The sequence below is a fragment of the Enterococcus sp. M-BR2 genome (assembly GCF_056612775.1).
In genome coordinates this window covers 789041-802304 of the sequence record NZ_CM152743.1, presented here as the reverse complement: position 1 = coordinate 802304, position 13264 = coordinate 789041, and the positions used below count along the sequence as shown (strand labels likewise).

General features: G+C 36.6%; 11 protein-coding genes. 6 read left to right on the top strand and 5 right to left on the bottom strand.

Annotated elements, in window-relative coordinates; translation table 11 throughout:
• Nucleotides 1-62: 62 nt before the first annotated feature.
• Both AC1F25_RS03930 and AC1F25_RS03925 read right to left on the bottom strand, forming a co-directional pair.
• Nucleotides 63-1322 carry an extracellular solute-binding protein gene (locus AC1F25_RS03930; protein ID WP_002306680.1) on the bottom strand — a complete coding sequence of 420 codons (1260 nt, stop codon included), beginning with the start codon at nucleotides 1320-1322 and terminating at the stop codon, nucleotides 63-65.
• Nucleotides 1323-1423: 101 nt separating this feature from the next.
• Entirely contained in the window at nucleotides 1424-3190 is a 1767-nt protein-coding gene (locus tag AC1F25_RS03925) for a glycoside hydrolase family 13 protein (protein WP_002309211.1), read from the bottom strand.
• 407 nt (nucleotides 3191-3597) lie between these two features.
• On the opposite strand from AC1F25_RS03925, the gene AC1F25_RS03920 reads away from it, so the two are divergent.
• The 5 genes from AC1F25_RS03920 to AC1F25_RS03900 all read left to right on the top strand — a co-directional run bounded on the left by AC1F25_RS03920 (nucleotide 3598) and on the right by AC1F25_RS03900 (nucleotide 7255).
• Complete coding sequence (locus AC1F25_RS03920) at nucleotides 3598-4446, top strand: YitT family protein (protein ID WP_002306677.1); 849 nt, start codon at nucleotides 3598-3600, stop codon at nucleotides 4444-4446.
• Nucleotides 4447-4549: 103 nt separating this feature from the next.
• Entirely contained in the window at nucleotides 4550-4984 is a 435-nt protein-coding gene (locus AC1F25_RS03915) for a VOC family protein (RefSeq protein ID WP_479994272.1), read from the top strand.
• Nucleotides 4985-5160: 176 nt separating this feature from the next.
• Nucleotides 5161-5571, top strand: coding sequence for an organic hydroperoxide resistance protein (locus tag AC1F25_RS03910; RefSeq protein WP_002290719.1), 411 nt, complete (start codon nucleotides 5161-5163; stop codon nucleotides 5569-5571).
• A 56-nt stretch (nucleotides 5572-5627) separates the two neighbouring features.
• Nucleotides 5628-6068, top strand: a complete 441-nt coding sequence (locus tag AC1F25_RS03905) for a MarR family winged helix-turn-helix transcriptional regulator (RefSeq protein WP_002290718.1) — start codon at nucleotides 5628-5630, stop codon at nucleotides 6066-6068.
• A 149-nt stretch (nucleotides 6069-6217) separates the two neighbouring features.
• A complete protein-coding gene (locus tag AC1F25_RS03900; protein ID WP_002319949.1) occupies nucleotides 6218-7255 on the top strand; it encodes an AI-2E family transporter in 1038 nt (345 codons plus the stop codon).
• 134 nt (nucleotides 7256-7389) lie between these two features.
• Here the strand turns inward: AC1F25_RS03900 and AC1F25_RS03895 are convergent, their stop codons facing one another.
• On the bottom strand, nucleotides 7390-8562 hold the full coding sequence (locus tag AC1F25_RS03895; RefSeq protein ID WP_479994271.1) for an LPXTG cell wall anchor domain-containing protein: 1173 nt from the start codon (nucleotides 8560-8562) through the stop codon (nucleotides 7390-7392).
• A 147-nt stretch (nucleotides 8563-8709) separates the two neighbouring features.
• Here AC1F25_RS03895 and AC1F25_RS03890 point away from each other — a divergent pair, with 147 nt between their 5' ends.
• Nucleotides 8710-10263: a helix-turn-helix domain-containing protein gene (locus AC1F25_RS03890; protein WP_002345939.1), complete on the top strand. Its 1554-nt coding sequence runs from the start codon at nucleotides 8710-8712 to the stop codon at nucleotides 10261-10263.
• A 110-nt stretch (nucleotides 10264-10373) separates the two neighbouring features.
• On the opposite strand, the gene uxuA is transcribed toward AC1F25_RS03890, so the two are convergent.
• Both uxuA and AC1F25_RS03880 read right to left on the bottom strand, forming a co-directional pair.
• Entirely contained in the window at nucleotides 10374-11459 is a 1086-nt protein-coding gene (gene uxuA / locus AC1F25_RS03885; RefSeq protein WP_002306671.1) for a mannonate dehydratase, read from the bottom strand.
• Nucleotides 11459-13096, bottom strand: a complete 1638-nt coding sequence (locus AC1F25_RS03880; RefSeq protein ID WP_479994270.1) for a mannitol dehydrogenase family protein — start codon at nucleotides 13094-13096, stop codon at nucleotides 11459-11461. The genes uxuA and AC1F25_RS03880 overlap by 1 nt, the downstream gene beginning before the upstream one ends.
• Between the last annotated feature and the right edge of the window lie 168 nt (nucleotides 13097-13264).

Below are 13264 nucleotides of genomic sequence, written 5' to 3'. Positions count from 1 at the left end.
TGCCACCTCTATCTGAAGCACCTGTTCCATTTTTTTATAAAAATGGACGGTTATCATTTTAATCAGTATTTTTGTTCTATGGCTTCACTGATTGTTTTCACTGCTTCATCTGCGGATTCTTTTGGTGTTTTTGAACCTGATGCTGCATCGAACATCAAGTTTTCTGCACCTGTCCAAACTTCACCCATTTCTGGGATGTTTGGCATTGCTTGAGCTGTTTCATATTGTTCGATCACAGCTGTTGTTAATTCATCGTTTTTAGCCTTGGCTGTTTCCCGAGCTTGTTGATTTGCAGGGATTTCATTTACCATTTCAAAGAATTTCTCTTGATTCTCCTGATTCGTTACATAATCGAGCCATTTTTGAGAGAGATCTTTATTTTTAGCATAATTGCTGACTACCCATCCTTTTCCTCCGCCAAATGGTTGATAAGGCTGTCCATTGTTTAGAGTAGGAATTTTTGCAACACCATAATTGATATTGTTTTCTTTGTATGTTTGCGCTTGCCATGGGCCGTCAATAATTGCTGCAGTTTTGTTGGACATGAATTGCTGGCTGGCGAAGTCTCCTGCACTTTTTATGTCTTGCATTCCCTTAGGCCAAACATTTTGGAACCAATCTGTTGCATAAGAAATTCCTTCTACAGCACCTGCATTATTCAAACCGATATCAGAAGGATCTGTACCATCATCACCGAATACATAGCCACCGTAACCTGCAATCAAACCATAGGAATAATAAAAGTCAGTCCATTTAGCTAAAAATCCTGTATTTTTTCCTGCTTCTGACTCAAAAGCAAAACGACTGTCTTTGGATAGATTTTCCAAATCTTTAAACGTCGCTGGTGCTGTATCGACTAAATCTTTGTTATAGTACAAAACAAGGGTCTCGATTACTGCAGGTTCTCCATAGATTTTTCCATCATAAGTCACTTGGGCTTTGTCTGTTTCATCGTAAGCTGATTCATTTCCCAGTTTTACTTCCGCCAGATGTCCTTGCTGTCCTAACGCACCGATCCGGTCATATGCTGCCATCATAACGTCAGGTCCCTTTCCAGCAGGCCCATCTAACGCTAATGATTCTAACTGATCGAACATGTCCTTTTCTACCAGCTTGATCTTCACATCGTTTTCTTTTTCGAATGTATCTTTTATTTCGTTTATATAATCTTTATATCCAGAATCAACGGAGACTGTTAACGTTTTCCCTTCTTCCGCTTCCCCTTCTGCTGAAGAATTACCATTGCCACAAGCCGCTAATCCGCCTAAGATTCCTAAAGAGACTAACCCTAAACCTAACTTTTTCGCGCTTCTTTTTTTCATCTTCATTTCCTCCTGTGTATTCAACGTGCTGTTACACCACTATTATAATGGGCACAAATCTTTATTTGCAAACGCTTTCTTGCTGTTACCGGTAACAGTTTTCAACACATAATCAAAAATCCGTATTGCTGTATCTCTGCTTTCCCATCTTCTAATAACTGACAATTTTGACTAAGAATAACCTCATTTTCCTGTTCTACTATCCAAGGTTCTGCTGACTGATTGAAGTAAATATGGATAATCTGCCCCTCTAGTTCACGTACAAAATAGAGCTTATCTTCACGATCATTTACTATTAACCATTGGGTAGCCCCTTCAGAAAGAATCTTAGACAACTGTTTCCTAAGAGAAACGAGTTCTTTTATAAAACCAAACAGTTCTAGATCTTGTTTTTCTTTTTCCCAGACCATACATTTTCGACAATCCGGGTCTTCTCCACCAGTCATCCCTACTTCTGTCCCATAATAGATACATGGAGATCCTTTTTGAAGAAACATAAAAGTCATCACAGATTTCATCAATTCCTTGTTCCCATTACAAAGAGTTAAGATCCTTGCAGTATCATGAGAATCTAATAAGTTAAATGTCCCTTCGTTCACCTGATCTCTGTAAAGCATTTGCTGATGATTCATTCCACTGACCATTTGCGAAGCTGTAATTTTCTTTTTTGCAAAATAATCTTTAATTGAATCTGTAAATGCGTAATTCATTACTGCGTGGAATTCATCCCCTTGCAGCCAGGCCTGTGAGGAATGCCAGATCTCTCCCAGGATATAGATATCAGGTTTGATGGCTGTAACTTCTTCTCTAAATTTTTTCCAAAAATGATGATCCACTTCATTAGCAACATCTAGTCGCCATCCATCAATATCGAATTCTTTTATCCAATAGGTGGCAATATCTAATAAATATTTTTGAACCTCTGGATTTGCTGTATTTAGTTTGGGCATGAATGGAGTAAAAGCAAAAGTATCATATGGGATATTTTCAGCAGTTTCTGGCACATCAGTCATCTGATAGGAATCTACTGGGAAAAAGCGGATATGGAACCAGTCTTTATAGATTGATTTTTCTCCGTTTTCGAGTACATCTTGCCATTGGGGCGAATGGATTCCCATATGATTGAATACAGCATCAAACATGATACGTATCCCTCTTTTATGTGCTTCATCAATTAAATTTTTTAAAAGTTTTTTATCTCCAAACGCGGGATCGACTTCATAATAGTCGATCGTGTCGTACTTGTGATTGGATGTAGCTTTAAATATGGGACAAAAGTATATTCCGTTGATACCCAGGTCTGTCAAATAATCCAGATGATCCATCACACCTTGTAAATCCCCGCCAAAGAAATCTTCACGATCTGGATCTTTGCTTCCCCAAGCCAAAGTATGATCGGGATCATTTGCTTTATCCCCATTTGCAAATCTTTCAGGAAAAATTTGATACCATACTGTTTCTTTCACCCATTCTGGTACAACGAAGCGATCAATTTGATGGAAATAAGGCATTCGAAAATAAAAATTTGGTTCAGCAATCACATTTTTTCGATAAGGAAAAACACCTTGATCACCATAGAAACAATCCGTGCTGTCTTCTCCAATAACATGGAACGCATATTGTAATCGTCTTGTTTCACTTGTCAATTCAACTTCCCAATAATCATGAACATTTGTACTTAAACACTTTTTCATTGGTCGTTCTTTTTGATACCATTTTTCAGTTGTTATGGTATACGGATCTCCGCTTAACACATATACTTTTTTGATATCATTCTTCCGAGTACGAAGCCGGATACGGAATTTTGTATTCGTATATAGAAATGCATATTCACTTTCCGGTCGATGATAAATTGCAGCTGTGTCCATTGATTTCCTCCTTGCGATTTAATATTACGTCCTCACTATAAGTGATAGAGATAGAAAAGACAACGCTTTCAAAAATGTTATCGGTAACAGTTTTTTTGGCACTTTTCTATTACTTTTTAAGCGAATTCAACAGATAGATTCAAAAACTTTTAAAAGTTTTTGAATCTATTTTCTACCTATTTCGAGTTCTATAATTATCTTAGTTTATCTGTTTCTCTGCTCTCTATATTCGATCCTCCTAATCGAAAAAGTTTTTTAAGAGTTTTTGCTTGATCGAGTGATTTCAGATAAGATGAGTTTCCTAAATTAGCCAAGCCTAATTTTTTTCTTAAACGAAGTTAACTTATAGTGAAAAATAAGTTATAATAAGATAAGAATACTATTAATCAACTAAAGGAAGTGGATAAATGAAAGAAACAAGACAATTTATATGGACATATGTCAAAATTATTTTTGCCCTCTTTATATTAGGAGTCGCTATAAATATGTTTTTAGGGCCTCATCATATCGCTGCTGGTGGTGTCAGCGGACTAGGAATATTACTGGAAGCTGCTTTCGGTTTTGACCGTGCTATAGTCATTTTAGTATTGAATATCGCTATGTTAGTGCTAGCTCTTCTGTTTTTAGGTAAAAAACCTTTTTTCAAAGTGCTTTTTGGAAGCTTAGTTTTTCCTTTGATCATCGCGGTAGTACCAGAGATGATGATTACTTCAGATCGGTTGTTATCTGTCATTTTTGGAAGTGCGATTTTTGCTTTAGGAGTGGCCATCTTATATAAAAATAACTCTTCCAGTGGTGGCACGACGATCCCTCCCCTCATTTTTAAAAAATATTTCCACTTGAACACTTCGATCGGCCTGTTTCTTACAGATGCTTTCGTCGTTTCTCTCAATCTGTTTGTTTTTGGAATAGAAGAATTTCTTTACGCTATCTTATCTATTGCAATCACTTCAATCGTCATGACCTATATCGAAACAGGGATCAATCGGAAGAAATCCGTCATGGTTATGAGCGAACATTCTTTGGAAGACATTCGCCTTCGCTTAAGTGCTGAAATCGGACGCGGGCTTACCTTGCTGGAGGCAAAAGGCGGCTATAACCGAAAGTCAAAAGAAGTGTTATTGATCGTTGTGACCGATCATGAATTCTCTCGAATGAAACCTCTGATAGAAGAAATTGATCCAAGCGCCTTTGTCATTGTCAACAGCGTAGCAGAAGTAATGGGACGCGGATTTACTTATCATCCAATCGAATGAGTTGGTAAGTAATCAACCCTATTATTTTAAATGCGTTTTCTTTAACTGGTATAATAATAGAAGAAGTAAGTAAATGTTCGATTGAAAAAGAGAGGAGAATTTTATGCATAAAGGAACAGAAATCGATTTTGTATTAAATGACAGTTTGAAAGCTCTAAAACTTTATCAAACGATCTTTGATGAAATAGAACTGATTGAGGCAACAGAGTATCCTAGAGGCAATAATGAAGTCATTTTTTCCTTGTATGGCACGAGGTTCCATATGCTGGATGACAATCCGCCCCTTGGTCTGACTGCCCCTACTGCTGAACATCCAAATACGATCTGGTTCAATATCATCGTCTCTGACATTAAGGACACACATAATAAAGCATTACGAAATGGCTGTGTAGAGATCCAAGAAATGACAGAAATGATGGACTTTGGTGTGACCAATTCGATGTTCAGGAATTCTTTTGGTTATTTATGGATGCTTCATCAGGTTCATCGTGAAGTAAGTTTTGAAGAAAGAAAACAACTTTTTGAAAAATATATGTAAAGTTTATGATGGGATTAGTTCTTGTCACTGATATTTTTTTGTAAATATTCTTATTAGAGGAAGCAAGTTTGTTCCATGTGCTTTCTCTTTTTTCTTGAATAATCAATTTCTTTGCTTTTTATAATTAAATTGTGTACAATCTAATTGCATCAAATATAATAAAAGGTGGTAATCTTATGAAAAAAATGTATTCTACAAAAATGATCAACACAGGCGGACGTTCTGGAGAAGTCCATAATCCTGATCACACATTCGAATTAAATATTGCAGCTCCTGGTAAACGTGTTGAAAACGCAACAAATCCTGAACAATTGTTTGCAGCTGGTTTCAGTGCCTGTTTCAACAGTGCATTGGAGTTGATTAAACAACAAAAAAATATTTCTGGCGCTTCTACTGTCAGCGCACAAGTTTCTCTTTATTCCGAAAGTGAAATGAGCTTTGTCTTAGGCGTAGAGATTGAAGGATCTATCGAAGGCCTTTCTCTAGAAGAAACCCAAGAATTATTAGAAGCTGCACATAAAGTGTGCCCTTATTCAAAAGCGACAGCTGGAAATATCGAAGTTACTCTGAAAGCTGTTAGTGAATAGACTTTTTTGTGTAAATCCGCTATGATACACTATAGTGAAACAGCGGAGGTGGAAAAATGGAAGATCTATATTTAGCTAATCAAGTATGTTTTCCTTTATATGCCGCCTCTAAGGAGATCATCAGGCACTACACTCCCCTTCTCAAACCGCTGGATCTTACCTATACCCAGTATCTTGTGATGCTAGTTTTATGGGAAAAGAAAAAGACTACAGTGAAAGAGCTAGGAAATGATTTGTGTCTGGATTCTGGTACGCTAACCCCCTTACTGAAGAAGTTAGCAGAAAAAAATTATATCAAGCGTCAGCGTGAAACGGATGACGAAAGAATCGTAAATGTTACGCTCACTTCTCAAGGAGTTGCGTTGCAAAAACAAGCAGAAGGTATTCCACAAAAGATCAAGTCTTATCTTCCGCTTGAACAGGAAGAATTGGATACACTGCAACATCTGACCCGAAAAATGCTAGATAATTTTCATCAAGACCAGAAAAAGGGCTGAAACTGCTAGATGAACGATTTTATGAGGAAAACCAACTCATAAGATAACGTCATTTAGCGGTTTTTCTTTTTGCTCTTTCCCTTTCTTATTTTCGTATTCCATCATATAATGAATAACGTGTTTATTTTTGTTATTTGGAGGTTGTCAAATTGTCCGTTTATCAGCGTTTTTTGGCGAATGAAAAAATACGCCGCCTCACGGTTTTATTATCTGTCATTTTTGTACTTTTCTTAGTAAGAAGTATGATTACAACCATTTTACTCACATTTATCTTTACTTACTTGATGATCCACCTTGTTCAAATCATTCAGCGATTTGTCCGAATCCCTACAGGTATTTTAGCCATCATGATTTATACATTGATCGTTTATCTTATCTATCTGGCATTCACAAAGTATATCCCGATGCTTATTCATCAAACATTCGATATGATCCAATCTGTTATTGATTTTTACGAGCATCAACCAAAAGATGCAGATCCAGTTTTACAATACATCCACAATTATATCGAGCGGAACGATTTCTTTGAACAGCTTCAAAATGGCGCGTCAATTGCGCTTGGCTATTTACAAGATATAGGAAAACTGGCAGTGGCGTTCGCTATGTCGTTCATCTTAAGTTTCTTTTTTATGATTGAAAAGCAAAAAACGATTTTTTTCTCACGGTTATTTCTAAAAAGTGAGTTTTCTTGGTTCTTTCAAGATCTATATTATTTCGCCGATAAGTTTGTCAATACATTTGGCTTAGTATTAGAAGCTCAATTTATTATTGCTCTTTTAAACACCCTGCTCACAACTATTGCCTTGGCCGCATTTGGCTTTCACCAACTGCTGAGCTTAGCAATTATGATATTCATTCTAAGTCTGATCCCAGTAGCAGGCGTTATTATTTCTTGTATTCCTCTATCTTTCATTGCTTATTCACAAGGAGGAATCAGAGATGTTGTTTATATCCTGATGACGATTTTGGTTGTGCATCTGATCGAATCTTATGTACTGAACCCAAAATTAATGTCTAGCAAAACAGACTTGCCGATTTTTTATACATTCGTGGTCTTGCTTGTTAGTGAACGATTCTTTGGCGTTTGGGGATTGATTGTCGGCATTCCGATCTTCACCTTCTTTTTAGATGTGCTGAAAGTGAAAAAGATTCCGAATCATTCACCAAGAGAAACAGATCTCCTTTAAATTAAAAATGAAGAAAGATAAAAATTAGAACGACCCTAAATATCAGATTTAGAATCTGCTATTCAGGGTCGTTTTATTAATATTACTTTTTCGTTTGTAAAAATGTGTTCTCCGACATTCTTCAAATGTCAGTGTCATCTATTTTGTTTAAATCTTTTTACAGAAAACATCATTGTTATGCCTAATAGAATGATTCCGCTCCACAGTATGACTTTATTTTGTGCTTCTCCAGATTTTGGCAGCTGTTTATTTTTCGTATCAGGACTAGCAAGGATTGTATCTTTGCTACTTTTTAAAGTCTCAGCTGGGTAAGGGTTATCAAATCGTTGTGTTTGTGTATTCTGCTTCTCTTTATTTATTTGTTGAATGGTTGTATCTATTTTTTGACTCTCTTTCTTTTCATCCTTTTGGGTGCTTATCTCTTTTGCCGTTATATTTGTTTCAGGTGTTTTTTCTGGCATTTCTGGGGACACATCTGGCTTTTCTTCAGGAACCCTATTTGGTGTTTCTGGATTCTCGGTTTCATTATCCGTGTCTGGTTTTTCTTCTGGTCTTGCTTCGTTGCTAGAGTCTGTATCTGGTTCTGGAGTCACATCTGGTTTCTCTGGATTCTCGGTTTCATTATCTGTGCCTGGTTTTTCTTCGGGAGTTGTTTCAGGTTTTGATTCATTGTCTGGCTCCGACTTCATTTCTGTATCAGGCTCTTCACCAGATTCTATTTCCGGTTGCTGTTCTCCGTCTGGATTTTCTGTAGGCGGTATATCAGGCTTGTTTTCATTTTCTGGTTTATCCGTTGGTTCCCCAACAAGATCTCCTCCTCCTGAGTCGATTGCTGAATCTTGCTCAACTGTCTGCCGTTGACTATACGGCGTCAAATAATGAAGATCGTTCGGTAAGCCATCTGCTACTTTGACAGTAAACAGTGCTGGTTTTAGCAAGTCCTGATTTAATGTGACGGTGAAAGTAAATGTTGCTTGCTTGTGTTGGATAGACAAAGTATTCTCGTCGTAACTGATCAATAAAGCAGGGTCAACATTCTCAAATGTAACAGCTGATTGTCGTATCGGTGCTAAGTCTCCCGAATAATCAACTGTTGCTTTGATGGTCGCTGTTTGTCCTTTTTTCAATTTTGTGACACCTGAATTGAAGGAAGAAAATTCATCTTGGAAAGTAATTCGATTAACATTGGCCCATTTGGTTTCTGCCCAATTTGCTGTTCCTATCTCCTCTGTATGCACTGTCTGATTTATAGTAAGCGATAAGCTTAAGGCTGTAAATGTTGAGATTAAGATGGTTGGATATCTCATAACTCTCTCACTCCTTGATTTTTTTGTATGCAAGAAATAAGATAGTAGAGATTGTGCCTATATGTTTACTGTCTTTTTGTCTAGATTCATGAAAAAAACAGTAATATTTTCAAGTTTTAACAATTTAAGTAAAAAGGAGCGCCCTTCATGCAAACCCAAGAAGCGATAAAAACGTATCTTTTAAAGAAAAAAAGCAATACAAAATTAGATATTTTTCTTTTCCTGTCTGAACATCGTTTCTTTATTACTACACAATATTTAGCAGATCATTTCCATATGTCTGAATCAAATTTTTTATTATACATCAAAGAATTAGAACAAGATTTTGAGCGTCTCAATCTAACAGAATTGCATATTGATAAACAAAAACCTTTTTTGAAGTTGAATTTTGAAGGAATTGATCCGGCTTATTGCTACTATCGTCTATTTGGAAGGTACTGCAACGAATCGGTCAGTTATGAGATCTTGACTTCTTTGTTCAGTTGTCAGACAAATTCGATTATCAGTTTAAGTCAGCAAACGAACTATAGTGCCTCTTATCTGTATACGAAAATGAAAAAAATCAATGCATTTTTAGCATTGTATGGTTTGTCTGTCTCCTTTTCTAATAATGGAAGAAAGTCCTTTTCTGGAAAAGAAGTACAAATCCAATATGCAGCATTAGATATTTATTGGAATATCTTTTCAAGTACTGCTACAGATTTTTATGATGAAGAACCACAGGTAGTTGCTTTTATGATGAATACTTTTTTTAAAAAAGAGGTACTTGACCGACTGAATAGCGGTATGATGGATAAATTATATTTGCTGTTGAAAATATGTAAAGAGAATTTTCCGGCTACTTCTGTAAAAGGTGTGCAAAGAGAGTTTGAGGAGTATGAATATATTGACTTTTTTATTGATCCCTCTGTCGATATTTTGCGTCCCAATCTGCCAATTTGTCGCGAACAACGCATCCTAGTGAATATTTTAGCTCGGCTCTCTATCACGAAAATCGAATCAGAAAAAACAAGTTTGGAGCAATACGAACTTTTAAGAAAAGCAAATGTTCCTCATGTTCTTTATTCAAGAAAAATGGTGGAATCCTTTTGTACTGTATTTGATTTGCTTATGCCTGAAAAAGAAAAGATTCTTTACTCGTTGGCGTTCGCACGAAATAAACTTTATAATGGATTTCTTAACTTCAATCAACCAAATACGCCCCTTCCTACTTTTATGCTTTATCAAGAGCATAACGTATTGAAAGAAATCCAAACAGCTATTGAACGTTTTTACATGGATTTCAGAGAACAAAATCAACATATGCTGCCAGATATTTTAGAAAAAGAAAATGTGCTATGGATGGTCGAAGATCTAGTACATTTATATGATCGTTACAAAAAACAACCGCTGATCGTGATTGGTGTGAACTATACGCGTGATTTTTATATCAGTAAAGATTTGATTGTTAAGATAGAACAAATTTTTTCAAATGAATCGATCAAAATACAAAACGATTTTATGGAGAACTGTAACATCGTTATCAGTGACTGCCCTTTGAAACAGTTGCCTTCCCACATCAAAAAAATATATATTTTAAAGGGAATCATCACACCAGAAGATTGGAAAAAAGTGATTATGAGGATTTCAGAATATATTTTTGAATTAAAAGAAGAGGCTCTTATGAACCAATCGGAAAAAGAAAATCAAGATAACCTCTAGTTCCTAGACCAAAGAAGTGACATAAATCCGTATACTGTTGAAAAGCATACGGATTTATGTCACAAAAATTTGAATATCTTTTTCGTTTACATAATAAAATTATAAATTATTTACTGGTTTTCTTTACGTTCGTTTCCTTTTTCAATTGCTTCCCATAATCCATTTAGATATACCGCACCTAATGCTCGATCATATAAGCCATATCCTGGTCTTCCTGTCTCATTCCAAATCATTCTGCCATGATCAGGGCGGATGTATCCGTCAAATCCGTTGTCATACATTGTTTTTAGTATACGGTACATGTCTAATGAACCGTATTCTGATTTATGCGGTGCCTCATAGAAATCTCGATTATCTAAAAACTTGATATTTCGAACGTGAGCAAATGGGATCCGGTCTCTTTGGCAAAATTCTGCTAAAATTTCATACACATCATTTTCTGGATCTTCTGCAATACTTCCTGTACAAAGAGTGATTCCGTTAGAAGGACTGTCTACTACTCGGCACAACCAATCTAGGTCTTCTCGATTCTTTACGATTCGAGGTAATCCAAAAATCGAGTACGGCGGGTCATCTGGGTGTACAGCCATTTTGACCCCTACCTCTTCACATGTCGGGATGATTGATTGAAGAAAATAAGCAAAATTTTCTCGAAGTTTTTCTTCGTCTACTGATGCATACGCTTCAAGCAAAGATTTGATATGAGCTAAGCGTTCAGGTTCCCACCCCGGCAACTCGAATTCATTGCTGGACTGTTCGATGCGTTCGACGATTTCTTTTGGATCAGCTGGAATATCAGCGGATATAAAAGCTAACGTAGATGAGCCATCTTCTAAGCGGTAATCAAGATCAGATTTGACCCAATCAAATACAGGCATAAAATTATAGCAGATGACTTCTATTCCATATTCTGCCAAGTTTCGAATCGTCTGCTTATAGTTTTCGATATACTGCTCACGGGATGGTAAACCAATTTTAATGGCATCATGCACATTGACGCTTTCGATAACCTTTAGTGTCAATCCACGAGACTCAATTTCTTCTTTTAATTCTTTGATCCGTTCCCTAGGCCACACTTCTCCTACTGGTATATCCATCAATGTGCCTACAATACCTTTGACTGCAGGTATTTGTCTGATTTCATCTAAAGCAATCTTTTCCTCTTGTGAACCGTACCATCTAAAAGTCATTTCCATTATAAAGTTCCTCCATGTTCTTGTAAGTAATTCTGTAATGTTTTTCGTACGGCATTGGGTCCTGCCAACATTTTGATGAACATTCCTTCTATTTTTCTGCCAATCTCAGCTTGATAAAGATCTACACCAAAAATTTCTTTATTTGACAAAATAGGAACAATTTTCTCTTGGATATGTGAGGTATCTTGCGTACCCAATTGAATATCAGAAAGCCTGTGCTGAAGTTCCACCAGCAAAGGATCTGGACTCGGTGTGAATGGTTTTCCTTGATCATCAAGGCCAATAAGGTATCGAAGCCAAGCAGCGAGAATCAATGGGATGAACACAAGAGTCTGCGGGTCCTTATTTTCTATTTCCATATATTTTTTAATCGTCTCACCGTAACGAATCGCCACCTTTTGAGAGGTATCCGTGGCGATTCGCTGAGGCATGTCAGGAATATTTGGATTAGAAAATCGCACAGTGACTACTTCTTCAAGAAAGGTCTTTGGATCAATGATTCCAGGCGATTCTACGACTGGAAGACCTTCATTGTACCCGATTTCAGAAACTAACAGTGACAAATCTGGATCTTTCATCTCTTCAGCTATACTCCTATAACCCAGTAAACAACCCATAATAGCTAAAGCCGTATGCAAAGGATTAAGACAAGTCGTCACTTTCATCGTATCTGCTTTATCTACCGTTGCACGATCAGTCAAGAACACTCCAGCTTTTTCGAATCTCGGACGTCCGTTTGGAAAATGATCTTCCATGATTAAATAATGGATATCTTCTGTATTGACGAATGGCGCAATATTGGTTCCCTTTGCGGTTTGCAAGATCGACATATTTAAAAAACCTTCTTCTGCCAACATTCTGCTAACTGATATGGAAGGATTCGGAGTGATACGATCAATCATTGTCCATGGAAACGCAACGATTTCTTCATTCGATAAGTATTGGATAAATGTTTCTGGTACATAACCTTCCTTTTGCCATTCTTTTGCAATCGTTAGCAACGAAGTACGTAATTGACTGCCGTTTTGTGAAAAATTATCTGTAGAGACAAGTGCAATCGGCCAAGCTCCCGATAAAAACCGTCTATAAAGTAGTGCAGCAAGAATACTCATCGTATGTGATGGCTTTTTCGGACCATTTTTTATATCAACTGCAATCGGTCCTATATATTTATTACTTGTATCTTTCAATCGATAATCTTTTTCAGTAATAGCAAAAGTAACTAATTGTAAACTCGGATTTTCAAAGTGACCAATCATCTTAGCAAAGTGTTCCGAACAATCTGGATGACAATACAGACTGTCAGCTGTCGCAGCTAATACACGTTTGACAAATTTTCCACTGCTTGGCATGACCACTTCAAGAATCAAATCATCAAAAACTCGGTAAGCCTTTTCAATTATTTCTTCATCGAATGTTTCACAAACAATGACACCAGTGGGCAATTCGCCTTGATCCGCTAAACAATGAGCGATTTCTGCATGAAATCCTCGATAAAGATTTCCGCCACCAAAATGGATCCAGACAGGATTTCTTTGTCCAGTTTCTCTTAATGATGCACGGTCAAAATGAGGTATTTCTACTTCTTTTTGAGATAATTCAGGAATAAAGTTCTCCCAGTTGTTTAAATCAATCATTTTTCCCCTCCTAAACTAACATATCAGTTTTTGTCTTCAAATGAATTTTATGCAATAAAAACCGCTATGTCAATCAAAATTTTACTATTTGTACAAATCTACGAGTTAAAGTGACATATCAGATTGTTTTTCAGATCTCTTCTGTTATACTACGTTCATAGAAATGAT

Excerpts from the sequence above, each read along its gene's own strand:
- AC1F25_RS03930 (WP_002306680.1), bottom strand. The coding sequence starts at position 1,322 with ATGAAAAAAAGAAGCGCGAAAAAGTTAGGTTTAGGGTTAGTCTCTTTA.
- AC1F25_RS03925 (WP_002309211.1), bottom strand. The coding sequence starts at position 3,190 with ATGGACACAGCTGCAATTTATCATCGACCGGAAAGTGAATATGCATTT.
- AC1F25_RS03920 (WP_002306677.1), top strand. The coding sequence starts at position 3,598 with ATGAAAGAAACAAGACAATTTATATGGACATATGTCAAAATTATTTTT.
- AC1F25_RS03915 (WP_479994272.1), top strand. The coding sequence starts at position 4,550 with ATGCATAAAGGAACAGAAATCGATTTTGTATTAAATGACAGTTTGAAA.
- AC1F25_RS03910 (WP_002290719.1), top strand. The coding sequence starts at position 5,161 with ATGAAAAAAATGTATTCTACAAAAATGATCAACACAGGCGGACGTTCT.
- AC1F25_RS03905 (WP_002290718.1), top strand. The coding sequence starts at position 5,628 with ATGGAAGATCTATATTTAGCTAATCAAGTATGTTTTCCTTTATATGCC.
- AC1F25_RS03895 (WP_479994271.1), bottom strand. The coding sequence starts at position 8,562 with ATGAGATATCCAACCATCTTAATCTCAACATTTACAGCCTTAAGCTTA.
- AC1F25_RS03890 (WP_002345939.1), top strand. The coding sequence starts at position 8,710 with ATGCAAACCCAAGAAGCGATAAAAACGTATCTTTTAAAGAAAAAAAGC.
- uxuA (WP_002306671.1), bottom strand. The coding sequence starts at position 11,459 with ATGGAAATGACTTTTAGATGGTACGGTTCACAAGAGGAAAAGATTGCT.
- AC1F25_RS03880 (WP_479994270.1), bottom strand. The coding sequence starts at position 13,096 with ATGATTGATTTAAACAACTGGGAGAACTTTATTCCTGAATTATCTCAA.